The sequence below is a fragment of the Deinococcus multiflagellatus genome (assembly GCF_020166415.1).
Taxonomy (GTDB): domain Bacteria; phylum Deinococcota; class Deinococci; order Deinococcales; family Deinococcaceae; genus Deinococcus; species Deinococcus multiflagellatus.
Genome location: NZ_JAIQXV010000001.1, coordinates 1 through 23,186, shown reverse-complemented (window position 1 = coordinate 23,186; position 23,186 = coordinate 1). Strand labels below are relative to the sequence as shown.

Below are 23,186 nucleotides of genomic sequence, written 5' to 3'. Positions count from 1 at the left end.
AGTGGCGCTGGCCTGCTGGGCGGCTTAGGACTTGCCTTTGCCCTTGCCTGGGTTGGTATCGGGCTTGCCCTTGTCGGACTTGTTCTTGTCGTCGTCCTTGCTCTTGCTGTCATCGGGCGTGGTAGCGGGCGGCGCCGGGGGCTCGGCGCGCAGGGTGCGGTTCACCACGGCTGGCAGGGGCAGGGACTGCATCTTGCCGCCCTGGCCCATCCACTCGATCTTGATGGTGCCAGGACGGGTGAGGTCACGGGTCACGTTCACCGTGGTCGCCGTGCCCGTCTTGGGCTGCAGGCGCACGGCCTTCACATCGGCCAGCGTCTTGCCCGCGTTCAGGGTGACCGTGCCGTCGGCGTTCACGGTGCCCATCACGGCGCCGCTGCTGTCCAGCAGGCTGGCGGTGCCGCCCGAAGCCAGGAAGCTGGCCCAGGCGTCTTTCAGCTGGGCAGGCACCTGACCGGGCAGGGTCACGGTGCTGGTGGTGGGGGCGGGCGCTGGGGTGGTCTGGGCCAGCGCAGGCGTCAAGGTCAGCGCGGCAGTCACGAGCAGAGCAATGCGTTTAGACATGGCAATACCTCCTGAAGATGAACCGATCTCGCCCGGCCTTGAGCTGATGGTGTGGGCGATGTCGTGAGGCCCGTACAGTGCCACGGGCGGCTGACGGCTTTCTGTCTCCACATGAAGTCGCCTGCACAGACGGCCCACCACTGGCCCAGGGCCATGCGCCAGCGCGTGTTAGCCTCGGGCACGTGATTGACCGTTACCTGACCCCGGAAATGAAGGCGCTGTGGAGCGAGGCCAGCAAGTACCGCGCGTGGCTGCGCGTGGAACTGGCGGCCATGGAGGCGCAGGCCCGGCACGGCGAGGTGCCCAAAGAAGCGTTCGAGGCCCTCACCGAACGCAGCAAGGCCGACCCCCTGGACGACGCCTTTGCCCAGAAGGTGGCCGAGATTGAAGCGGTCACCCGCCACGACATCGTGGCCTTTACCCGCGCGCTGACCGACCGGTACGGCGAAGAGGCGCGCTTTATCCACCACGGCCTGACCAGCACCGATGTGGTGGATACCGCCCAGAACCTGCTGCTGGACGAGGCCCTGGGCCTGATCATCACCGATGTCGAGGCGCTGCGCGAGGTCTGCCGCACCCAGGCGGTGGCCCACAAGCACACGCCCACGGTGGGCCGCACCCACGGCATTCATGCCGAGCCCATGACCTTTGGCCTGAAGTTCCTGAACTGGATGGCCACCCTGGACCGCGACCTGGAACGGCTGCACGCCGCCCGCAAGCGCGTGCAGGTGGTGATGCTCTCGGGCTCGGTGGGCACCTACGCGCACGTCTCGCCGCGCGTGGAGGAGGAAGTGGCCCACGGCTGGGGCTGGCAGCCCGCCCCCGTGACCAACCAGACCCTGGCCCGCGACCGCCACGCCGAGGTGCTCTCCGCCCTGGCGATTCTGGGCACCACCCTGGAGCGCATTGCCGTGGAAATCCGCCACCTGCAGCGCAGCGAGGTGCGCGAGGCCATGGAGCCGTTCGGCAAGGGGCAGACCGGCAGTTCGTCCATGCCGCACAAGAAAAACCCCATCCTGACCGAGAACGTGACCGGCTTTGCGCGGCTGCTGCGCGGCTTTCTGGCCACCGGGCTGGAAAACGTGGCGCTGTGGCACGAGCGCGACATCAGCCATTCCAGCGCCGAGCGCGTGATTCTGCCCGACGCCACGGCCAGCGCCAGCTACGCCACCCGCCGCCTGACGGGCGTGCTGCGTGACCTCGTGGTGTTCCCCGAACGCATGCTGCGCAACCTGAACGACCTGGGCGGGCTGGTATACAGCCAGCGGGTGCTGCACGCCCTGATTGACGAGAAGGGCATGTCGCGCGAAGCCGCCTACGGGCTGGTGCAGCGCAACGCCCTGCGTTCCTGGGAAACCGGCGAGGGCCTGCGCGACCTGCTGAAAGCCGACCCCGAAAACACCCTCACCGACGCCGAACTGAACGCCGCGTTTGACCTGAACTGGTACCTGCGCCACGTGAACGACATCTACGCCCGCTTCGGGTTGTAAGAGAAAGCAGCGGCTCCACATAGGACTCCGGGGAGAGGCCCTGGGGTCCTGCACTGTTGGGGGAAGTTGGGGGCAGGCAAGCGGCGCCTTGATCGTGGACCAGCCATTTTGCGCCAGCGACCCTCGAAGGGTGAGGCCGCAAGGATGACCCACACGCAGCAATGGAAACAGCCCCAGAGAAGATGTGCGGTTGATGACCACTCTTCTCTCCTAAAGCAGCACACGGAACGCGCGAACGTGAACATGTGCCGCGCCGACGGCCAGGGAACCGTCTCTTACCCGTCTCGGCCTTAACGGATCGCTAACGCCCGGCGGGGTACGGTGGCGCCACCCCGGAGGTTGCCCATGTTTGAGCGCCCGTCCCGCTTCCGTTCACCCCGCGCCGACCTTCGCCTGCTGCCCCATGTTGCCCCCACCTCTGCGCTGCCGGGCCCAGAGGACGCCGAGTGGGACAGCGCGCCCCAGCCTGCCACCGAACCCGCGCGCCGGGCGACCTCGGCCGCCGTGCAGCGGGCGCTGGTGGCCCCCACCTTGCAGGCGGCTTCGCTGCTGCGCGCGGATCAGGCAGCCCAGCGTGGGCTGGCCGCCGCCATCCAGCGGGCCCAGGGCGAGGTGGCCCAGAGTGGCGCCGCCCTGGCCGAAGCCGGGGTCACGCCCCTCAGCCTGAGCGCGTGGCAGCGCCAGCCTGCCCCCCTGATGCCGCCCCCGCCCGCACAACTGGCGCCGGTGCAGCGCGCGGCCCTCACCGGGCAGGCGCTGGGCGAGGTGGGCGCGGCGTACGGGCAGTTTGCGCCGTACGTGCCCGCCACCGAACGCGCCGCGCACGCGCTGGGCGTGGTGCAGCGCCATGTGCAGGCGGGGGCGGACGAGGGCACCTTGCTGGCGGCGTTGCAGCGGCAGGCCGCTCAGGAGCCTTTCGGCGCGCAGGCTTACGCTGCGGCCGTGCAGCGCGTGCAGGCCCAGGACGCCGCCCTGCAGCGGGCCGTCACAGCCCACGCCCTGCAGGGCCAGCACGCGGCGCGCACGCACGAACTGGCCGAATTGCAGGGCCAGCAGGCCGCGCAGCATCTGCAGACCGTGACCCAGCGGGTCCAGGCGCGGCAGGGCGGGGGCGAACCGCTGCCTGCAGCGGTGCAGCGCCACCTGGAAGCGGGCCTGAACGCCGACCTCTCGCGCGTGCGGGTGCATACGGACAGCGAAGCGGCGAAGCTGGCCAGCAGCCTTCAGGCCACCGCCTTCACCACCGGGACAGACATCTACTTCGCCGCGAACCAGTACAACCCGCACAGCACCTCTGGCCTGGAGCTTCTGGCCCACGAGGCCACCCATGTGGTGCAGCAGACTCAGGGCCGGGTTCAGCCCGGCCTGGACCCCGACGCTGGGAAGGAGCAGGAAGCGCAGCAGATGGGCAAGCGGCTGGCTGTTATGGACGGGCCGGGCGGCGCGGGTGCGGGTCCTGCACCCCACCCAGCAGCCCAGGCGGCGACGGGTACGGTGCAGCGGCAAATCAAGAAGAGGGGCAAGGGCTCAGAGCTGTATCTGAAATTTCCAGAGGTGGCGCTGCTCGCCGAGTTCAATAAGCGCCTGGGCATCTCGGCGCGCAAAGTGGGCGCACCGGCCAACTTTTACGACAGCCAGTACCAGACCCTGCTCAAAGACATTTACAAGGAAGGGGGAAAACCCTACACCCTGGTCGCCGCGCTCAAGGAGGCCGATGACCGCTACGTTCAGAAATTCGGCGCCCTGGACATCAAGCCGGCCAATCCAGGCACCGTGCTGTCCGACTGCGACGAGGTCATTGACCTGCTGAAAACCAAGAAGCGCAAGGTGGACACGATGGAGGACAAGCTGATCACCAAAAAGCACCATGTGGCCGTGGACGCCGTGCTGAACGTGGTCCCACTGACCGATCAGGACGTCCTGAACCTGATGCCCGCCAAGGGCGACCAGTACCCGCACTTTACCCAGGCCCTGTTCAAAAACCATATCCCCGACATGGTGCAGACCCGCGAGGCCATGGAAGAGGTCTGCGAAACCCTGGTCAGCAACGACCACTCCAACGGCGGCATGTTCAGTGTGTCAGGCAAGGGCTCCATGTTCGAATCGTTCGTGGACAAGACCGTGCTGGGGAGCGGGGGCCGGGTGACGGTCAGCCAGCAGGGCCAGATGAACCAGACCCGCTCCTCGGACAGTTATGACAGCGCGACGCAAACGCTCTATGACGCCAAGTTCTATTACACCAAGGTGCCGCTCGGGACCAACAACAACCAGCACGACGACTACGTGCGGATTTTGCAAAAAGGCTACACCGGCGACGGCGGCGAGAAGATCAGCAAGGTCTGCTATGTGTTCCCAGGCAAGCGGCAGGCCGAACTGAACACCCACCTCAAGACGAAGGTGGGCGGCGGCAAGGAAGTGCAGGTGGCCTATGTCAGCAAGGGCACCAATCCTCAGCTGAAGTACGTCTAATACGGACTGCCGTCCATTTCCGTAACATCCAGAAAAGAACTGGATGTTCCCCGCCTTCGGCGCTGTGCCAGCCCAATTCCCGGAAATCCGTATTTTTTCCTCCTCCTTCCGGTCGGAAAAATTCCGTAACGTATTACGGAATTTTTCGGAAGCCGTCTAAGGCTCTCGTTCGGGCGCAGTATCCTGCCCGCATGGGCTTTCTCGTTCGGCTGCTGGTCAGCGCGCTGGCGCTGTATCTGCTCACGCGGGTGTACAGCGGGGTCAGTTTCGTGCCCGGCGCGGATGCGGTCAGCATTCTGATTGCCGCTGTGGTCATGGGCGTGGTGAACGCCCTGGTGCGCCCGGTGCTGCTGCTGCTGTCGCTGCCGGTGAACGTGCTGACCCTGGGCCTGTTTACCCTGGTCGTGAACGGCATTGTGCTGTGGCTGGTGGCGGCGGCCACGGCCCTGAACGTGTCGGGGTTTGGGGCCGCCGTGGTGGGCGCGCTGATTCTGGGCGTGATTTCTTGGGTGCTGGACGGCGTGGTGGGCGCGCTGGGTCTGGACGGGCGCCGTGAGTAACCCCCCCCACCTGCTGACCACCCCCGCCGAGCTGCGTGCCGCCCGCAGCGGCGGCCCGGTGGCGCTGGTGCCCACCATGGGCTACCTGCACGAGGGCCACGCGACCCTGATCCGGGGGGCCCGGAGGCTGGTGCCCGGCGGGCAGGTGGTGGTGAGCGTGTTCGTGAATCCCCTGCAGTTTGGCCCGCAGGAAGACCTGGGCCGCTACCCCCGCGACCTGCCGCGCGACCTGCAGATCGCCGGAGACGCGGGGGCGGATGTGCTGTTTCACCCTGCGCCCGAGACCATGTACCCAGCGGGCTTTGCCACCCAGGTGACGGTGGGCGGCGTCAGCGAGGGGCTGGACGGCGCCGCGCGGCCGGGGCATTTTACCGGCGTCGCCACGGTGGTCCTGAAACTCTTCAACCTGGTGCAGCCGCAGTACGCGCTGTTTGGCGAAAAAGACTGGCAGCAGCTGGCGGTGATTCGCCGCATGGTCACCGACCTGAACGTGCCCGTGGAGGTGCGCGGCGTGCCCACCGTGCGCGAAAGTTCCGGGCTGGCCCTGAGCAGCCGCAACAGTTACCTCACGGCCGAGCAGCGCGCCGAGGCCACCGTGCTGTCGCGTGCCCTGAAGGCTGTGCAGGCCGCTTACGCTGGGGGCGAGCGGCGCACCCAGGCACTGGAGGCAGCCGGCCTCGCGGTTCTGGCGGCCCACCCAGAAGTCACCCTGGACTACCTGAAGGTGGTGGACGGTGATATGCAGGCGGGCGAAATGGTGGACAATAGTCCCATGAACCGCGTGCTTGTGGCGGCCCGGATGTTCGGGGTGCGCCTGATTGACAACATGCCCCTACATGCTGGGGAGGGCGGCGCATGACCCTGGACGAACTGCTGCGCGAAATGGTCTCCCGCCGCGCCTCGGACGTGCACCTGCAGGCGGGCAGCCCGCCCATGGGCCGCATTGACGGGCAGCTCGTGCCCTTCGGCACCCAGCCCCTGATGCCCCCCGACACCCAGCTGCTGGCCCAGGCCCTGATGAGCCCCGACCAGTGGGACGACTTTACCTACCGCAACGAGCTGGACCTTGCCTACAGCGTTTCAGGCCTGGGGCGCTTCCGCTGCAACGTGTTCCGGCAGCGCGGCGCGGTGGGTATGGTTATGCGCATTGTCTCGGACGCCATCCCCGGCTTCGAGGCGCTGGGCCTGCCCGCCGACGTGCTGCGCAAGCTGGCCGAAAATCCGCGCGGCTTGATTCTGGTCACGGGGCCCACCGGCAGCGGCAAGACCACCACGCTCTCCAGCCTGATTGACCACATCAACCGCACCTACGCCTACAACATCATCACGGTGGAAGACCCCATCGAGATTCTGCACAAGAACAAGAAAAGCATCGTGGTGCAGCGCGAGGTCGGCAGTGACACCCGCGATTTCCGCACCGCCCTGAAGTACGCCATGCGCCAGGACCCCGACGTGATCATGATTGGGGAAATGCGCGACAAGGAAACGGTGGAAGCGGCCCTCTCGGCGGCGCAGACTGGCCACCTCGTGCTGAGCACGCTGCACACGCAGGACGCCGTGCGCTCGGTCAACCGCATCATTGACTTCTTCCCGCCCTACGAGCGCGATCAGGTGCGGCTGCAACTGGCCGAGTCCCTGGTGGGGATCATCAGCCAGCGCCTGCTGCGCCGCGCCGACGGCGTGGGCCGCGTGCTGGGCCTGGAAGTCATGCTGAATACACCGCTGATTCAGGACTACATCAAGGACGAGGACAAGACCCCGCTGATCAAGGACGCCCTGATCGAGGACAACATTCGCGGCATGCACACCTTCGACCAGCATCTGGTGCAGCTGTACCGCAACACGCTGATCACCATGGACGAGGCGCTGGCGGCGGCCACCAGCCCGCACGAAGTGAAGCTGATGGTCACGCGGGCGGGGGCGGCGTACTGAAGGGCGGGTTGTGGGAAGTGGGAAAAGCCCTTGGGCGTGCCATCCCGCTGGTGAACTCCTTATTTGACAACCGTTTCGGAGTGCTATCTGGTGGTGCTTGACGAACACGCTGTTTTTACCCCTCTCCCTTGCATGGGACGTGCAGAGCGGCGCGGCCGAGGGTGTTGACGGGGCTGACCTCTCAGGCAACGTGTTCACAACGGCTGCCCTGCACCGCTCGAAAACTGTCTGCGCCATTCCCTTCTTGCCGGCTCCAGGTGCTCCGTTCAGGGCCTGGGGCTGGCGCTCTTTGTACCTCTGGCCTGTCTGTTCCTGCCCGTATGGCCGGGCTTTGGGGGCGTGGTAAGCTGCGCGTGTCAGCGCGGCGTCAGTGGAAACAAGGGGCATTCTCGTTCACGTACCCCGGTTATCCGAACCAGTCCTCTCCCCTCTCCTGGGGGCAGGGCGCCACTCCCGGATAAGAGCAGGGGCGAAGGTAGGCACACATGGCAGACGTTGTTCTGGAGCACATCAACAAGCGCTACGGCACCAAGCACCACGCGGTGAAGGACTTTAACCTGCACATTCAGGACCGCGAGTTCATGGTGTTCGTGGGGCCGTCCGGCTGCGGGAAGTCTACCACCCTGCGCATGATCGCAGGCCTGGAAGACATCAGCGAGGGCATTCTGAAGATTGGCGACCGCGTCGTGAACGACGTACCGCCCAAGGACCGCGATATTGCGATGGTCTTTCAGAACTACGCGCTGTACCCCCACATGAACGTCTACGAGAACATGGCCTTTGGCCTGAAGCTGCGCAAGACCCCCAAGGCAGAAATTGACAAGCGCGTGCGCGAGGCCGCCAAGATTCTGCAGATTGAGCACCTGCTGGGCCGCAAGCCCAAGGAACTCTCGGGCGGTCAGCGCCAGCGCGTGGCGATGGGCCGCGCCATCGTGCGTGAGCCCAAAGTGTTCCTGATGGACGAGCCGCTCTCCAACCTGGACGCCAAGCTGCGTGTGGAGATGCGCTCGCAGATTTCCCAGCTGCACCGCCGCCTGGGCGCCACGATTGTCTACGTGACCCACGACCAGGTGGAAGCCATGACGCTGGGCAACCGCATTGTGGTGATGCGCGACGGCGTGATCATGCAGGTGGACACGCCCATGAATCTCTATGACTTCCCCCAGAACAAGTTCGTGGCGGGCTTTATCGGCAGCCCCTCCATGAACTTCCTGTCGGGCAAGGTCGTGAACGGCGAGTTCGTGATTGGCGAGAGCCGCGTCTCGGCCATGGGGCGCCTCGCCCAGAGCCTCAAGCCCTATGAGGGCAAGGACGTGCTGATGGGCATTCGCCCCGAGCACCTGGGCATGGTGGGCATGACCGATATCCCGCGCGGCGCCAACGTGCTGCGCGGGCAGGTGGTGGTCGTTGAGCCCCTGGGCGCCCAGACCGACCTGATCATTGAGGTGGCGGGCCAGAACATCACCGCCAAGGTGGAAGGCCAGGCCCACGTGATGCCCGGCGACAGCATTGAGCTGGTGGTGGACCAGACCCGCCTGCACGCCTTTGACCCCACCACCGAAGTCGCCATTGACCGGGGCACCCCCGCTGGCACCCGGGGGCAGGCCGACACGCCGGGCCTGGGCTACGAATACGCGCCCACCCCGGTCAGCGCCACCGCCTTCTAAGCGCCACAACGCCGCAGGCAGGCGCCGCCCCAGAGAGCTCTCTGGGCGGCGCCTGCCTCTGCTGGGCTGTGACTTCAGGCGGGGGAACACGCACACGCTAAGCAATGCTTTAGAATCGGCGCACCCATGACCAGATGCCCCTGTGCCGCGCGCGCAGGCCAGACGGTTTTTCCCCACCAAGGAGTGCCCATGAAAAAGACCCTGCTGTCCCTCGCGGCCCTGACCCTTCTCGCTTCCGGTGCGCAGGCCCGCACCTGGGAAGCCATCAAGCAGTCCGGCACCATCAAGATTGCCACCGAAGGCGCGTTCCCGCCCTTCAACATCCTGAAGGGCAAGCAGCTGACCGGCTTTGAAGTGGAACTGGCCGAGGCCCTGGCCAAGCAGCTGGGCCTGAAGGTGCAGTGGGTGACGCAGCCCTTCGACAACCTGCTCATTGGGCTGCAGCAGGACCGCTACGACTTTGTGATTGCCAGCCACGGCATCACCCCGGAGCGTGCCAAGGCGGTGGACTTTGCCAACCCCCACTACTGCACCGGCGGCGCCATTGTTTCCAAGGTGGGCGGCCCCAAGACAGCCGCTGACCTGAAGGGCAAGACGGTGGCCGTGCAGGTGGGCACCACCTACCTGGAGAACGTGCGCAAGGTGGCCGGCGTCAAGGACGTCAAGACGTTTCCCAAAGACACCGACGCCCAGGCCGCGCTGATGGCCGGCCGTGTGGACGCCTGGGTGGGCGACAAGTTCACAGGGCTGGACCTCGTCAAAGCCCAGAAGGGCAAACTGGTGGCGGGCGATCTGCTGTTCAGCGAGCGCATCGGGATGGCCGTGAAAAAGGGCAACGCCGGCCTGCTGAAAGAACTGAACGCCGCGCTGGCCAAGGCCATGAGCAACGGCACCTACGCCAAACTGTCCACGAAGTACTTCGGCACCGACGTGCGCTGCAAGAACTAATAAGGATTCCGAAAAATTCCGTCAGGGGTGACGGAATTTTTCCGACCAGAGGGAGAGGGAAAAGGTACGGATTTCCGGGAATTGGACCTGGAAGGCTCCGCAGGAGAGGAACATCCAGAAAAGAGCTGGATGTTCCGGAAATGGACGGAATCCGTGTGCTAAGGACTCCGGTTCATCCGGCCGGAGGGACGCGCAGAGCGGCGCCGCAGAGAAGGAAAAGCGGTGACGGAGAGGGCGGGAACGGATCATTCGGAATCCGTCTGAGCGTCCAGCACCGCAGAGGGGATGAGGGAACAAACCCCTCATCCCCTCTGCGGTCAACCGTGGCATCAGCGTGCTCCCGGGAGACTCTCTGGCGTCCAGCCTCCGAACGACCTGTCTTTATCGCTGCTCTCGGAGGGTCGGTTACAGGGGCGGGCCGTTCCTGGGCGTTTTGCCCTGTATCATCCTGCAAATGCAAGATCAAGCACTGTGCTGGCGGCCCACGCCCCAGAAGAAGGCCCTATGACCACCGCCCGTCCAAAGCCGCTGGGCGGCGCGGCGTTGCTGGGCTGGGCCGCCCTGGCGGCGGCTTCTTTCCTGGCGTTGTTTTTCCTGATCACCCTGATCCTGCGCCAGATGCCCGAGCCCATTGGTCCCCGCGCCGATTTGTTCGTGGAAGGCGCGCGCATGACGCTGCAGCTCACGCTGGTCAGCGGCGCCATTGGGCTGGTCATTGGCATCATTGCCGGGATACAGAAAACCAGCAGTCTGTGGTGGGTGCGTGCGCCGGCCACTCTGTTTATCTGGCTGGTGCGCGGTACACCCCTGCTGATTCAGATTCTCTTCGTGTACAACGCCCTGCCACCCCTGCTGGCGGCCATCGGCCTTAAAGTGGAACTGAACGAATTCTGGTCTGCCGTGATTGCCCTGGCCTTGAATGTGGGCGCTTACAACGCCGAGGTGATCCGCGCCGGCATTCTGGCTATTCCGCGTGGTCAGGGCGAAGCGGCGCGCAGCCTGGGGCTGAGTGGCGCACAGACCATGCGCGCGGTGATCTTGCCCCAAGCCATGCGCATTGTGGTGCCGCCGCTGGTCAACAACCTTGTGGCGCTGCTCAAGGACTCTTCACTGGCTTCGGTCATCGCCCTGTTGGAACTGTCCCTGGCAGGCTCGCGGGTCAGCAGTGAGACCTTCAAGCCGGAGGTGGTGCTGCCGGTGGTGGCGGCCGTGTATCTGGCCCTGACCACAGTCATGACCCTCTTTACGGATCAGCTGGAGCGCCGGGTCAAGATCGCCTCCCGCTAAACGGACGCTGGTTCAAGCAGGCGCCCCCAGGGACTCTTGGGGGCGCCTGCACCTCTTTCTCTATGCCTCTTCTTCCGGGGCTGGCGACCCTTTGATGCCCCGGTAGAGGTTGCTGCGCAGCCAGTAGCGTTCGGTCCAGCGCTTGGCCAGGATAGACAGCGGAATCGCCAGAATGGCGCCCACCACCCCCGCCAGCGCCAGGCCCACCAGCAGGGCAATCAGCACCGCCGCCGGGCTCAGCTGGGCGCTGCGGCCCATGATGATGGGTCCAATCACGTTGCCCAGCAGCTGGTTCAGCAGAAAGTACAGCACCGCCACCGCGCCAACCTTGCCTGAACCCTGGGGAATGGCCTCCAGCATGGGCAGCGCCGCCGCCGCCACAATGCCCAGGTACGGCACCAGATTCAGCAGGGCGCTGAGCAGCCCCAGCGCCAGCGCGTTGGGAATGCCCAGCGCCAGCAGGCCCCCCGTGGCCAGCACCGCGCAGCTGAGCGTGGTGAGCAGCGAGCCGCGCAAAAATAATCCAAAGCTCTCGCTGATGTCTTCGGACAGGGTGTACAGCGTCGGTTGCCAGCGCCGGGGAAACAGGTTCATCACCGCGTGCCCAAAACGCTGGTACTCGAACATGAAATACAGCGCCAGCGTGATGATAAAGGCCACCTGCCCCAGCCAGCCCACAACGCTGCTCAGCGTGCCCAGCACGTCGGGCCCGGAGTTGACCAGCCGTTCCAGCAGCGGCCCCGTGTCGGTGGTCAGGCGGGCGGTCTGCTCGTCAATGGTGCGGGTCAGGCTTTCGCGCAGGCCCGCCGTGCCCGGCACCCGTGACAGCCAGTCCAGGGCGGTGTTCAGCAGGTTTTTGAGGTTCAGGCTCAGGTACGGCAGGCTTTCCACAAGGCCGCGCAGCTGAGCCGTCAGGGTGGCGACCAGCAGGGTCAGGAGGCCCACCAGCAGGGTGAGGAGGAGCAGCACCCCCACGCCCCGGCTGACGCGGCGCCGTTCCAGCCACGCCAGCATAGGATTCACCAAAAAGGCCAGGGCGTAGGCCACCACGACGGTCACGATCACGCCAGCCAGCGTGTGGGTGGTCCAGGTGACCACGCGCAGGGCCAGCCACGCCAGCGCCACGTAAGCCAGCAGGCGCGTGACCGGCCACGCCCAGAGGCGGCGCAGCAGTTCGGGGACAGATGGGGCGTCGCGCAGGGCGCGCAGCGGGGTGCGGGAGCCCGGATCAGGAAGGGTCACGTGTCTATGGTGACAGCTTGGCACAGAAGATGCGCTGTTCGGGGTGGGCGTGGGGGCCCTCCCTCTCCCATAACGAAAACGCCCTGACCCAACCCGGGGCCAGGGCGCGCGCCGCACAAGGAATCAGGCGGCCAGGGGGGCCTGCGTGGGCGGCTCGCGGCGGGCGCCTGCCTTCTGCCACAGGTACACCAGCCCGATCAGACCCAGCGCCGCGAGGTTCCACAGCACATGGGTCGGGATGATCAGAATGAATGAGGCGATCAGCAGCAGCAGGGTCTGCAGCACATTGGTGCGGCGGTGCAGGAAGCGCAGCGTGGCGGCACTGAACGCCACGAGGCCGATAAAGGCGAACAGCACCATGGGCACCGCTTCGGCCCAGCCCACGCCGTTCAGGCGGCCCCCTGCAATCAGCAGCAGCTGGGGATTAAAGAACATCATGTAGGCCAGCAGGGCGGTGCGCAGTTCGTACTGAAAGGCCTGCACGCCAGTGGCGACCGGGTTGCCGCCGCTGATGGCCGCCGCCGCGAATGCCGCCAGCGCCACCGGCGGCGTGGAATCGGCCATGATGCCGAAGTAGAACACGAACATGTGCACCGGCAGCATCTGGGCGGGGTTGGTGGTGTCCAATCCCGCGATCTTGGCCACAATGGGCACGATCAGGGCGCTCATCAGGATGTAGTTGGCGGTGGTGGGCAGGCCCATGCCCAGCACCAGGGCAATCAGCTGCGCCATCACCAGCACGATCAGAATGGCCCCGAAGGTGGCCACCTGAGCGCCGAACAGACCCCCCAGCAGCGTGCGGAAGCCGTCACTGACCAGTTGCACGATATCGGCCAGCCCGAAACCCAGCCCGGTGATGGTCACGATGCCCACGATGATGCCGGCGGCGGCGGTGGCAATCGCAATGCCGATCATGGAGCGCGCGCCCGCCTCAAAGGCCTCCAGAATCTTGCGCCCACCGTCCAGCAGGCCGCGCCCCACCCCGCGCCCATCACGGGCGGCCAGCGCCGCTTCTTGCACGAACATCATCACCAGCATGACGAAAATGGTGTTCAGGGCCACGCGCTCGGGGGTGGCTTCCGGGTTCACGGTCAGGGTGCCAATCAGGTAGCCCAGGGGCAGCAGGTAGTACCAGCCCGACGCCAGGGCCGCGCGCACCCGGGGCAGTTCGTGGCGCGGAATGCCTTTCAGGCCCAGCTTCAGCGCCTCGATGTGCGAGACCACCAGCAGCGCGCTGTAGCACAGGAACGCCGGCACCGCCGCCGCCAGAATCAGCGAGCGGTATTCGATGTTGAGGTTCTGGGCCATGATGAACGCCGCCGCGCCCATGACGGGCGGCATCAGCTGACCGTTACTGGAACTGGCCACCTCAATGGCCCCCGCTTTTTCCCGGCTGTAGCCGGTGCGGATCATGGTGCCGATGGTGATGTTGCCGCCCGTGACCACGTTCGACACCGAACTGCCGGAGATGATGCCGTTGAGCGCGCTGCTGACGATGCTGGCCTTGGCCGCGCCGCCCCGGAAACCCCCCAGCAGCCCCTGGGCCACGCGCATAAACCAGTCGCCTGCGCCCAGCTTGTCGAAAACAGAGCCAAACAGCACGAACAGAAACACGATCTGGGCGCTGACGCCAATGGCCGTGCCGAAAATGCCCTCGGTGTTGGCAAACAGCTGGCCCACCACCTGCGGCCATGTCTGCCCGGCATGCAGTTGCAACTGCGGACCCAGGTCGCCCCGGATGAGGCCGCGCGGACCCGTCAGGGCATACAGGATAAACACGCTGGCCACGATGGGCATGGCGATGCCAATGGTGCGCCACGCCGCCAGCAGCAGCAGCAGCACCATACCGCTCCCCACCCAGACATCGGTGCTGTTCAGCAGCCCGCCCTGTTCATTGGCAATGTGTGGGTACTGCGCAATCAGGTACACGGCCGTGGCTGTGGCGCCCAGGCCCAGAATCCAGTCGTACCAGGGCACGCGCGTCTGCGGGCGACCCACTGTTTTGCGAAACGGAAACACAAGGTAGGCCAGCGCAAAAGCGAAGGCGAGGTGGGTGGCGCGCAGGGTCAGGGTGTCAATGTTGCCCACCTGCGCGGCGTACATCTGGTACAGGCACCACGCCACCGCCAGCAGGGTCACGAGGCCCTTTTGCCAGCCCTCGACTTTTCGGCCGCCTGTTTCAGCCGCTTCCACGATTTCCAGGGCGCGGCGCTCGCCCTCGGACAGCTCGGTGCCTGGGGGGCTGAAGGAGGGATCAGTGCTTAGGGGTCGGGTGGGGTCACTCATGCAGTCCTCACTGTTCAAAAAAGAAGGCAGGGCCAGTCCGAAACAGCTTCGGCTGGCCCTGGATTCAGGCCGGGGGCGGCCTTACTTGACGTTCAGGCCCTTCTCGCGGAAGAACTTCACGGCGCCGGGGTGCAGCGGGGCGGGCAGGCCCTTGACCGCCTTCTCGTAGGAGAAGTTGGCCGCGAGGCTGGGGTGCAGGCCGCGCACAGCGCCCTCGTTGCCAAAGACGGCCTTCATGGTGCGGTACACGGCGTCCTCGCTGACAGCGGTGCTGGAGACCAGGGTGGCCTGCACGGCGACGCTGGGAATGGTGGCGCCCACGCCCTTGTAGCTCTTGGCGGGGATGTTGTAGCGCACGTAGAAGGGGTACTTCTTGAGCAGGCTGGCGGCCTGGTTGCCGCTGACGGGCACCATCGCCACGTCCACAGTCTGGGCAATCTGCGAAATGGCGCTGGCGCCCACGCCCACGGTGTAGAACAGCGCGTCGGCGCGCTTGTCCTGCATCAGCGAGATGCCCTGGGCGGGCGAGACACGCAGCGCCTGACCCAGATCGTCAAAGCCCAGGCCGTAGGCTTCGAGCACCTGCCGCGCGGTCAGTTCGGTGCCGGAGCCCAGGTCGCCAATGACCACGCGCTTGCCCTTCAGGTCGGCAATGGAGCGGATGCCGCTGTCCTTGCGGGCCACCACATGCAGCACTTCGGGGTACAGCACGGCCAGGGTGCGCAGCTTGGTGTTGGCCTTGCCCTGGAACGCCTGCAAGCCGGTGCCCTTGTAGGCGTAGTACACGACGTCGTTCTGAGCGATGGCGGCGTCGAGTTCGCCGCTGGCAATGGCGTTGACGTTAAACACGCTGCCGCCCGTGGAGCGGGCGTTGGCGCGCACGCCGTCACCCGCGTCGTTGATCAGCTTGGCCATGCCGGTGGCCACCGGGAAATACACGCCCGTGGTGCTGCCCGAACCGATGGTCAGGAAGGTGGTGCCCTGGGCCAGGGCGACGGCGGTGGTGCCCAGGAGCAGGGCCGCGGCAATCTTGGTCTGCGTCTTCATGAAATCGGTCCTCCATATCGGCGCCCAGGGCAGGCGCCCTGAACCCTGAATGATGAATGCGGGGATGGTACCACAGCCGCTCTGGCCCGCCCACAGCGCCCGTTTGGGCCTGCGCCCGCCCCACGTACTACAGTGGGGCCATGACGCAAGGCCCGCTCTCCCCTGCCGCTGCCGACCCTGCTCCCCGTGGGCCGACCGCCGGGGCGCCCATGATTGACGTCCGGGACATACACAAGCACTTTGGCAGCTTTCACGCCCTGCGCGGGGTCAGCGTGACGGTGCAGCCCGGCGAGGTGGTGGTGGTCATTGGGCCGTCGGGCAGTGGCAAGAGCACGTTTATCCGCACCATCAATGCGCTGGATCCCCACGACCAGGGGCAGATCATGGTGGGCGGCATTCCCCTGAACGGCCGCCAGAATCTGGACGCCATTCGCCGCGAAGTGGGCATGGTGTTTCAGAGCTTCAACCTGTTTCCGCACCTGACTGTGCTGGAGAACATCACCCTGGCCCCGGTGCGGGTGCGCCGCCAGCGCCGCCCCGACGCCGAGGCGCGCGGCCTGGAGTTGCTGCGCCGCGTGGGGATTGAGGAGCAGGCCCACAAGTACCCGGCCCAGCTGTCCGGCGGCCAGCAGCAGCGCGTGGCCATTGCCCGCGCCCTGGCCATGGACCCCAAGGTGATGCTGTTCGACGAACCCACCAGCGCCCTGGACCCCGAGATGATCAAGGAGGTGCTGGACGTGATGAAGGAACTGGCCCGCAGCGGCATGACCATGCTGGTGGTGACCCACGAGATGGGCTTTGCCCGCGAAGTGGCCGACCGCATCCTGTTTTTTGATCAGGGCACGATTGTGGAAGACACCACCCCTGAAGCCTTTTACCAGAATCCCCAACATGAGCGTGCGAAGGCGTTTTTGGGGAAGATTTTGGGGCACTAAGAGCGAGTCAGCCTATAGAACCTAATCAAGAAAGGCGAGGGGCCGCCCCCGAGCCTGGGGCCATCCAACATGGGCGGGCCTCAGGCCTACCCAGCAACGTCATAGGTCCAGGCGTCGAGCAGTCTAGAAGTCGAGTTGAACCGCCCCCGAGCCTGAAGCCACCCAACATGAGCGGGCGTCATGGCTGCCTAGCGATGTCATGTGTCGAGAAGTCGAGAAGTCGAGTTAAACCGCTGCTGAGCCTCGGGCAAGCAAGGACGCAGTCTTCTCAAGCCAGATAGCTTGGATCTCTTCGAGCCTGGGCCCACCCAACATAGGCGGCCCTCACACCTGTCCAGCAACGTCACGGGTCAAGGCGTCGAGAAGTCCAGAGGTCAAGCTGAACCGCCCCCGAGCCTGGAGCCACTTGACGGAAGAAGCAGGGAGAAACCCGAGGTAGCGCCAGCCCACAACTTCTCGGCGCACCCCAAGCCGTGCTGCCGTAACCAGGAGAGCCTCCCCCGCGCACCGCTCCCTGCCCCCCGCCTCCCCCTCCCCCCTCACGCATCCCGCCGCAGCCAACCGCACCGCCACCACGCCGCCGCGCACAGCAGGGCGCTGAGCACAAAGACCGGGGCGTAGCCCAGCCCGTCGGCCAGCAGCCCCCCTGCCACCGGGGTAAAGAGCGCCGCGCCCACCAGCGTGTTCAGCGTGCCGATGTACCGGCTGCGGGCGTGCTCCGGGGCAATGTTGAGCAGGTGGTTGGTGTGGCCCAGGTTGAACCCCTGGTTCGCCACGCTGGACAGCAGAAACACGCCCAGATAAGCCCAGGCACTCAGGTTCAGCAGACCTACCGTGAGCGCCCACAGCGGCGCAAGGCCCGCGAACACCGTGGCGTAGCGGATCAGGCGGCGGGAGCCCTTGCGCTCGGCCACGCGGCGCCAGACCACGTTGGACAGGGGCGCGGCGCCCGTCAAGGCCATCACGAAGACCCCCAGGGCCGCCGGGGCGTAATGCAGTTCGCGCAGGGCGTACACCGCAAAAAAAGGCTCGGCCATGCTGCCGGCGGCCAGCAGCAACCGCACGTTCAGGAAGGCGCGGAAATGCCCGTCGCGCAGGGTCTCAGGAATGGCGCGCAGTTCCGCCCGGGTGCCGTGGGGCGCCTGGGGAGGATCAGGCGGCTCGTCCACCCGCCCGAAAATCCAGTACCCGAAGGTAAAGGCGGCGGTGCCCAGCGCAAAAATCAGGGCGTAGTTCAGTGGGAAGGCAAGGTCCGAGCCCAGAATGGCGCGCACCAGCAGCCCCGCGCCAAAGGCCAGCAGGCCGCCGTACAGGTTGCGGGTGGCAAAAAAGCGCGGGCGCCGCCCCGGGGTGACCGTTTTGCTGACCACCTCCAGAAACGGCAGCCCCGATACCCCCGAGGCCAGGGCGTTCAGGCTCATGGCCAGGATGAACAGGGTCAGGCACAGCGCGGGCTGGTGGCTCAGCAGGGCCGCTGTGAGCACCATCGCCACATAAGTGGCCGTGCGCACCAGCGCCGCCGAGCGGTACACCGGCAGCTTGTGGGGCAGCGCGCGCACCCGGGCGGCCACCAAGAGTTGTGGCAGCATCCAGCCCCCGGCCGCAATGGCGGGCAGCAGGCCAATGACCCAGTTGGGCGCCCCCAGCTTGGCCGCAAAGGCGGTCACCACCACCGACACGCTCAGAAAGCCGTCGCCCAGGAACACCGCCCAGCCGTTGGCAATGCCCAGGCGCTCGTTGCGGTTCCAGGGGGCACGGGCCGACATGCGGCGCATTATCCGCCCAGCGGTTCAACGTTGATCGGATACGAGGGACGGCAGGGGGGAGAGGGGGGATGGTTGATGGTTCATGGTGGATGGAGGAAGGGCCGGTCAGCTAGCCCAGGACATCCAGGGCGTCAAGCACCACGCTGGCGTGGGCCTCGACGGTGAGGGCGTGGTCCTTGTTATAGCCGCCGGCCATCATGGTGACCACGGGAATGTCGGCCGCTTTGGCCCAGCGCAGCACCATGCGGTTGCGTTCGCGCACGCCGGCCAGGGTCAGGGCAAAGCGGCCAAAGCGGTCACCGGCCAGCACGTCCACCCCGGCGAGGTACAGCAGCAGGTCCGGGTGAAAGGCCTCCAGGGCCGGCAGCACCTGGGCGCGCAGCACGTTCAGGTATTCCGCATCGGTCACGCCGTCGCCCAGGCCCAGGTCCAGCGAGGACCGTTCCTTGCGAAAGGGATAGTTGCGCTCGCCATGCACCGAGAGCGTGAAGGCGCGCGCCTCTCCCGCCAGCAGCGCCGCCGTGCCGTTGCCCTGGTGCACGTCCAGATCCAGCACCGCCACCCGGCCCGCCAGTCCGCTGTCCAGCGCGTGGCGGGTGAGCAGCGCGGCGTCGTTCAGCAGGCAGAAGCCCTCGGCGCGGTCGGCAAAGGCGTGGTGGGTGCCGCCGGCCAGATTCGCACCCCAGCCCACCTTCAGGGCGTCGTGCAGGGCTGCCAGCGAGCCCCCCGCCGCACGGCGCGCCCGTTCCACCACGCCCGTGCTCCAGGGCAGGCCAAACGCCCGTTCCTCGGCCGCGCTGATCTCGCCACGGCGCCAGCGGCGCAGCCAGTGGGGGTCATGAAGGCGCGCCGCTTCGGCCCAGCCCAGAGCCGGCGTGTCCAGCACGGGCAGGTGGGACAGCAGGAGCTGGCGCACGCCCTCGTATTTGTAGGCCGGGAAGCGGTGGCCCTCGGGCAGCGGAAACGTGAACGAGGCGGGGCTCCAGGCCCGGTAGGGGTGGGCGGTCACGCGCCCCAGTGTGGCGTCTGCAGGCGCATACGAACCTGAAGGCAGATTGCAGTCTGGGTCAGGTGCCGGCGCTGGGCGGGCTTCAGATTGAGGGAAGTCAATGGTGGTGCCCCAGTTTCCTCAACTCGGCCTTGAGCGAACTCTAAAAGAACAGCCAAGGGTGGGCGGGGCCCAGGGCTGACCAATGACGAAAGGTGGAATGTCAAACTGCCTTGAAGCTTCCGCTTCACGAACAGGTTTAGTTGACTTTTTAAATTGTGTTCCGGGAACGTTTCAACCTTGTACAAGGGTTGTACAGTGCGCTCAATTCGCCGCCCCCTCTGCCGCCCGCCCACCCTTCAGGAGCGCCTATGACCTACGTTGCCACCGCCACCCAGACCATTCCCGCCGACCTGCACCGCACTGTGCGGCGCGGGCAGACGCTGTACTACGCGGGCGACAGTGCGCCCAGCCTCTACCGCCTGGACAGCGGCCTGATGCGCGCGGTGCGCCTGACCCCCCAGGGCCGGAATCTGACGGTGCGCCACATCCGTCCCGGCGACATTTTTGGCGAGGAGTGCCTGCAGGGGCAGGTGCGCGGGCACCAGGTGGTGGCACTGACCGACGCGGTGCTGACCCCCATTCACCCCGAGCACCTCAGCACCGGCGAACTATGGGACCTGACCCGCAGCCTGGGCGCGCAGCTGCAGCGCATGATGACCGACGGCGTGCACATCCAGGACGGCGACCTGCGCGAGCGCATTGCCCGCTACCTGCTGAACCTCGCCGACAGCACCCTGGGCGGCCAGCACGCCGACGGCACGCGCTTTGTGCGCGCCACCCACGAACTGATTGCCGAGGGCACCGGCGCCACCCGCGAGAGCGTAAGCAAACTGATCGGTGAGATGCGCGACGACGGTCTGCTGAGCCCCGCCTACCGTTGCCTGACCCTGACCGACGAGGAGGGCCTGCGCCTGCTCAGCGGGTACCACGGCTAAACCCAGACCTTGCCTCGCGCCGCCCCCAGACCAGGGCGGCGCTTTCTTGTGCCCGGGGCACCTTGCGGCCCACCCATTCTGCCCGGCGCGTAGAATGCGCCCCATGCGGATTCGTCTGGACCCCTGGCCGGTGGACATAGAAAGTGGGCAACTGGGGCTGGCGACCTTTGGCGGCGACCTGATTGATATCGAGACTCCTCGCTGGGCGGCCATTGGCGCGCGCCCCCTGCCAGCGGGGCTGCGCACGGTGTACGTGGTGGACGGCAAACGGCGCATGGAGTCGCGCGTGTTTGTGGAAGACGGCCAGGGCGGCGCGGGCGTGGGGGGCTTTGGGGCCTACGTGGTGGGGGCCGTGAGCCTGTGCCCGCACGGCACCCGGCAGGCCGAACTGCTCTCGGTGCGGGCCGGGCGGCTGCTGGCCCACGCGCCAGACCTGCGGCTGGACCCCTGCACCCTCTCGCCGCGCCACCCGCACACGGGGCAGCTGGAATACCGCCCCATCCCCACCGATGGCCCCGAGCCCCTGGCGCCGCTGCACAAGCTGCAGAGCGTGATGCTGCAGGAAGAGCAGGAACTTTCGCACGGGCTGGCCTCGGCGGTGCCCTTTGACGAGCAGGATGACCGCGAGGCCCTGAGCGCCCTGACCCTGCAGGACGGCACCCTGCGCCGGGCCACCAACTTTGGCGGCGCAGTGGTGGGCTATGTGAAAACCATGCAAACCCAGTACCTGCCCCCCGACCGCGTGGGCCTGCTGGGCGAGCTGAGGCCGGGCGAGCGCACGCCTATCATGCACCTGACCTCCGAGACCGGGAAAACCACGCGCTTTACGTGGTACGTGCGCCTGTGCGAGGCCGAGTTCTACCAGCACCCCATGAGCGGCGTGATGCGCCTGGAGATGTACGCCCCGGAAGAACCCGACTTCCTGCCGCCCATCGTGAAAGAGGTGGCGAACCTGTCGGGCACGCTGCTGTGCCGCCTGGGCAGCAAGGCGCACAAGGACGCCCGCGCGCCGCAGAACCTGATTCCCACCGCCGCCCTGGAACAGGCCATGAACCGCGCGATGGGCAGCCCCGACCTCGTGGCCCGGCGCATCCGCGCGCACATTGCCACGCAACTGGGGCGCGAGGTGCTGGCGTGAGCATTCCAGAGGGCGATGGCCGCATTGGCATGGTGCTAGGCACTGAAGACGCCACGCCAGTCTCGTTCTGGTTCTCGGTGCTGCCGGGCGCCAGCGTGCAGATGGACGATCTGGTGGCCGTGCAGACCCGCAAGCCCAACGGCGCCTCTGTCCACTTTTACGGCATCGTGGACCATGTGCGCACCCGGCACGAGGGGGTGAGTTTCGACAGCGACGTGCAAGACGTGGTGGCGGGCCTGCTGCCGGCCAGTGTCAGCTATGCGGCGCGGGTGCTGGTCACGCGCGTGGACCCTGAAGATTTCATTCCGCCCCAGCCCGGCGATGAAGTGCGCCATGCCACGGGCGAGAGCCTCCGCCTGGCCCTCAGCGCCGACAAGATGGACCACGCCTTTGCCGGGGGCCTGCTGGCCGACGGGCAGGTGTTGCCGGTCAACTACCAGTTCGTGAACGGCGAGTCCGGCGGGCACATCAACATCAGCGGGATTTCCGGGGTGGCCACCAAGACCAGTTACGCGCTGTTCCTGCTGCATTCCATCTTCCGGGGCGGCGTGCTGAACACGCGCGGCGAGGGCCACAACACCCGCGCGCTGATCTTTAACGTGAAGGGCGAGGACCTGCTGTTTCTGGACCAGCCCAACCGCCGCGTAGCCGAAAAGGAAGGCGGCGTGCAGGCCCGCAAGGGCTGGGGACAGGGCCGTTACGCCCGGCTGGGCCTGCCGGTGGAACCCTTCCGCGACGTGCAGTTTCTGGCCCCGCCCAAGCCCGGGGGCGGCGCCATCGTGCCGGACGTGGAACAGCGCGCCGGGGGCGTGGTGCCCTTCGTGTTCACCCTGCGCGAATTCGCGGCCGGGCGCATGCTGCCCTATGTCTTTAGCGACGCTGCTGCCAGCCTGAACCTGGGCTTTGTGATTGGAAATATCGAGGAGAAACTGGCCCGGCTGGCCGGCACCGACACCGCCCCCTACCTGACCGTGGAGGACTGGGACCCCGATCAGGACGTGCTGCTGGACGAGGCCGTGCGGTTCGATGAGCTGGGCAAGACGCGCCTCGAGACCTTTTCGCAGCTGATTGCCTACCTGGAATACAAGCTGCTGGAGCAGAACGACGGCGAGGGCGACCCCAAATGGGTGCTGAAGCAGAACCAGGGGACCCTGCGGGCCTTCATTCGCCGGCTGCGGGGCGTGCAGAAGCACCTCTCGCCGCTGGTGCGCGGGGACCTGAGCGCCCAGCAGGCCGCGCAGTACCGCCCGGACCTGCTGCGCAAGGGCATCCAGACCAGCGTGGTGGATATTCACAAGCTGGGGGCGCACGCCCAGGGCTTTGTGGTGGGCGTGCTGCTGCGCGCCCTGTTCGAGCACAAGGAGAAATACGGCCGACAGGACACCGTGTTCGTGGTCCTCGACGAGCTGAACAAGTACGCCCCGCGCGAGGGCCACAGCCCCATTAAGGACGTGCTGCTGGACATTGCCGAACGTGGCCGCTCGCTGGGCATCATCCTGATCGGCGCGCAGCAGACCGCCAGCGAGGTGGAGCGGCGCATCGTGTCCAACGCCGCCATCCGCGTGGTGGGCCGCCTGGACCTCGCCGAAGCCGAGCGCCCCGAGTACCGCTTCCTGCCCCAGAGCTTCCGCAGCCGCGCGGGCATTCTGCAGCCCGGCACGATGCTGGTGAGCCAGCCAGACGTGCCCAACCCGGTGCTGGTGAATTACCCCTTCCCGGCGTGGGCCACCCGCAAGGACGAGGTGGACGACCTGGGAGGCCGCGCCGCGCAGGATGTGGCTGAAGACTGGTTGAGGTGAGGCGAAGTGGGGGCCACGCTGTGTGGACCCGCCCGCGCGGCGCCCGAACCCACACGCAAGGACAGCCGTT

General features: G+C 66.6%; 18 protein-coding genes. 12 read left to right on the top strand and 6 right to left on the bottom strand.

What is annotated here, in order from left to right; all coding sequences use genetic code 11:
• Positions 1-24 precede the first annotated feature (24 nt).
• The gene (locus K7W41_RS00090; protein ID WP_224603502.1) at positions 25-564 is read right to left on the bottom strand and encodes a hypothetical protein; all 540 of its coding nucleotides are present in this window, start codon (positions 562-564) and stop codon (positions 25-27) included.
• A 182-nt stretch (positions 565-746) separates the two neighbouring features.
• Here K7W41_RS00090 and purB point away from each other — a divergent pair, with 182 nt between their 5' ends.
• The 8 genes from purB (at position 747) to K7W41_RS00050 (ending at position 10,917) form a co-directional block, all read left to right on the top strand.
• Positions 747-2,054, top strand: a complete 1,308-nt coding sequence (gene purB / locus K7W41_RS00085) for an adenylosuccinate lyase (RefSeq protein WP_224603500.1) — start codon at positions 747-749, stop codon at positions 2,052-2,054.
• Between the two features lie 345 nt (positions 2,055-2,399).
• Positions 2,400-4,523 carry an eCIS core domain-containing protein gene (locus K7W41_RS00080; RefSeq protein ID WP_224603498.1) on the top strand — a complete coding sequence of 708 codons (2,124 nt, stop codon included), beginning with the start codon at positions 2,400-2,402 and terminating at the stop codon, positions 4,521-4,523.
• A gap of 191 nt (positions 4,524-4,714) precedes the next feature.
• Complete coding sequence (locus tag K7W41_RS00075) at positions 4,715-5,083, top strand: phage holin family protein (RefSeq protein WP_221088578.1); 369 nt, start codon at positions 4,715-4,717, stop codon at positions 5,081-5,083.
• On the top strand, positions 5,076-5,942 hold the full coding sequence (gene panC, locus K7W41_RS00070) for a pantoate--beta-alanine ligase (RefSeq protein ID WP_224603495.1): 867 nt from the start codon (positions 5,076-5,078) through the stop codon (positions 5,940-5,942). Before K7W41_RS00075 ends, panC begins: the two co-directional genes overlap by 8 nt.
• The gene (locus K7W41_RS00065) at positions 5,939-7,015 is read left to right on the top strand and encodes a type IV pilus twitching motility protein PilT (RefSeq protein WP_221088576.1); all 1,077 of its coding nucleotides are present in this window, start codon (positions 5,939-5,941) and stop codon (positions 7,013-7,015) included. Before panC ends, K7W41_RS00065 begins: the two co-directional genes overlap by 4 nt.
• A 485-nt stretch (positions 7,016-7,500) precedes the next feature.
• The gene (locus tag K7W41_RS00060) at positions 7,501-8,682 is read left to right on the top strand and encodes an ABC transporter ATP-binding protein (protein ID WP_224603492.1); all 1,182 of its coding nucleotides are present in this window, start codon (positions 7,501-7,503) and stop codon (positions 8,680-8,682) included.
• A gap of 189 nt (positions 8,683-8,871) precedes the next feature.
• Entirely contained in the window at positions 8,872-9,630 is a 759-nt protein-coding gene (locus K7W41_RS00055) for an ABC transporter substrate-binding protein (protein ID WP_224603490.1), read from the top strand.
• A gap of 504 nt (positions 9,631-10,134) precedes the next feature.
• Entirely contained in the window at positions 10,135-10,917 is a 783-nt protein-coding gene (locus tag K7W41_RS00050; RefSeq protein ID WP_224603486.1) for an amino acid ABC transporter permease, read from the top strand.
• A gap of 60 nt (positions 10,918-10,977) precedes the next feature.
• On the opposite strand, the gene K7W41_RS00045 is transcribed toward K7W41_RS00050, so the two are convergent.
• From K7W41_RS00045 to K7W41_RS00035, 3 genes are all read right to left on the bottom strand, one after another.
• Positions 10,978-12,159: an AI-2E family transporter gene (locus K7W41_RS00045; RefSeq protein ID WP_224603482.1), complete on the bottom strand. Its 1,182-nt coding sequence runs from the start codon at positions 12,157-12,159 to the stop codon at positions 10,978-10,980.
• 123 nt (positions 12,160-12,282) lie between these two features.
• A complete protein-coding gene (locus K7W41_RS00040; protein ID WP_224603480.1) occupies positions 12,283-14,445 on the bottom strand; it encodes a TRAP transporter permease in 2,163 nt (720 codons plus the stop codon).
• An 81-nt stretch (positions 14,446-14,526) separates the two neighbouring features.
• Positions 14,527-15,492: a TAXI family TRAP transporter solute-binding subunit gene (locus tag K7W41_RS00035; protein ID WP_224603477.1), complete on the bottom strand. Its 966-nt coding sequence runs from the start codon at positions 15,490-15,492 to the stop codon at positions 14,527-14,529.
• Between the two features lie 209 nt (positions 15,493-15,701).
• Between K7W41_RS00035 and K7W41_RS00030 the strand changes: the two genes are divergently transcribed.
• A complete protein-coding gene (locus K7W41_RS00030; RefSeq protein WP_224604539.1) occupies positions 15,702-16,427 on the top strand; it encodes an amino acid ABC transporter ATP-binding protein in 726 nt (241 codons plus the stop codon).
• A 539-nt stretch (positions 16,428-16,966) separates the two neighbouring features.
• Here K7W41_RS00030 and K7W41_RS00025 read toward each other — a convergent pair.
• Positions 16,967-18,193 (bottom strand): MFS transporter, encoded by a 1,227-nt coding sequence (locus K7W41_RS00025; RefSeq protein WP_224603475.1) that lies wholly within the window; start codon positions 18,191-18,193, stop codon positions 16,967-16,969.
• Positions 18,194-18,302: 109 nt separating this feature from the next.
• A complete protein-coding gene (locus K7W41_RS00020) occupies positions 18,303-19,202 on the bottom strand; it encodes a histone deacetylase family protein (RefSeq protein WP_224603472.1) in 900 nt (299 codons plus the stop codon).
• A 350-nt stretch (positions 19,203-19,552) separates the two neighbouring features.
• Between K7W41_RS00020 and K7W41_RS00015 the strand changes: the two genes are divergently transcribed.
• The 3 genes from K7W41_RS00015 (at position 19,553) to K7W41_RS00005 (ending at position 23,116) form a co-directional block, all read left to right on the top strand.
• On the top strand, positions 19,553-20,179 hold the full coding sequence (locus K7W41_RS00015) for a Crp/Fnr family transcriptional regulator (RefSeq protein WP_224603469.1): 627 nt from the start codon (positions 19,553-19,555) through the stop codon (positions 20,177-20,179).
• Between the two features lie 94 nt (positions 20,180-20,273).
• Complete coding sequence (locus K7W41_RS00010; protein ID WP_224603458.1) at positions 20,274-21,317, top strand: DNA double-strand break repair nuclease NurA; 1,044 nt, start codon at positions 20,274-20,276, stop codon at positions 21,315-21,317.
• A 29-nt stretch (positions 21,318-21,346) separates the two neighbouring features.
• Positions 21,347-23,116 carry an ATP-binding protein gene (locus tag K7W41_RS00005; RefSeq protein ID WP_224604538.1) on the top strand — a complete coding sequence of 590 codons (1,770 nt, stop codon included), beginning with the start codon at positions 21,347-21,349 and terminating at the stop codon, positions 23,114-23,116.
• Positions 23,117-23,186 lie beyond the last annotated feature (70 nt).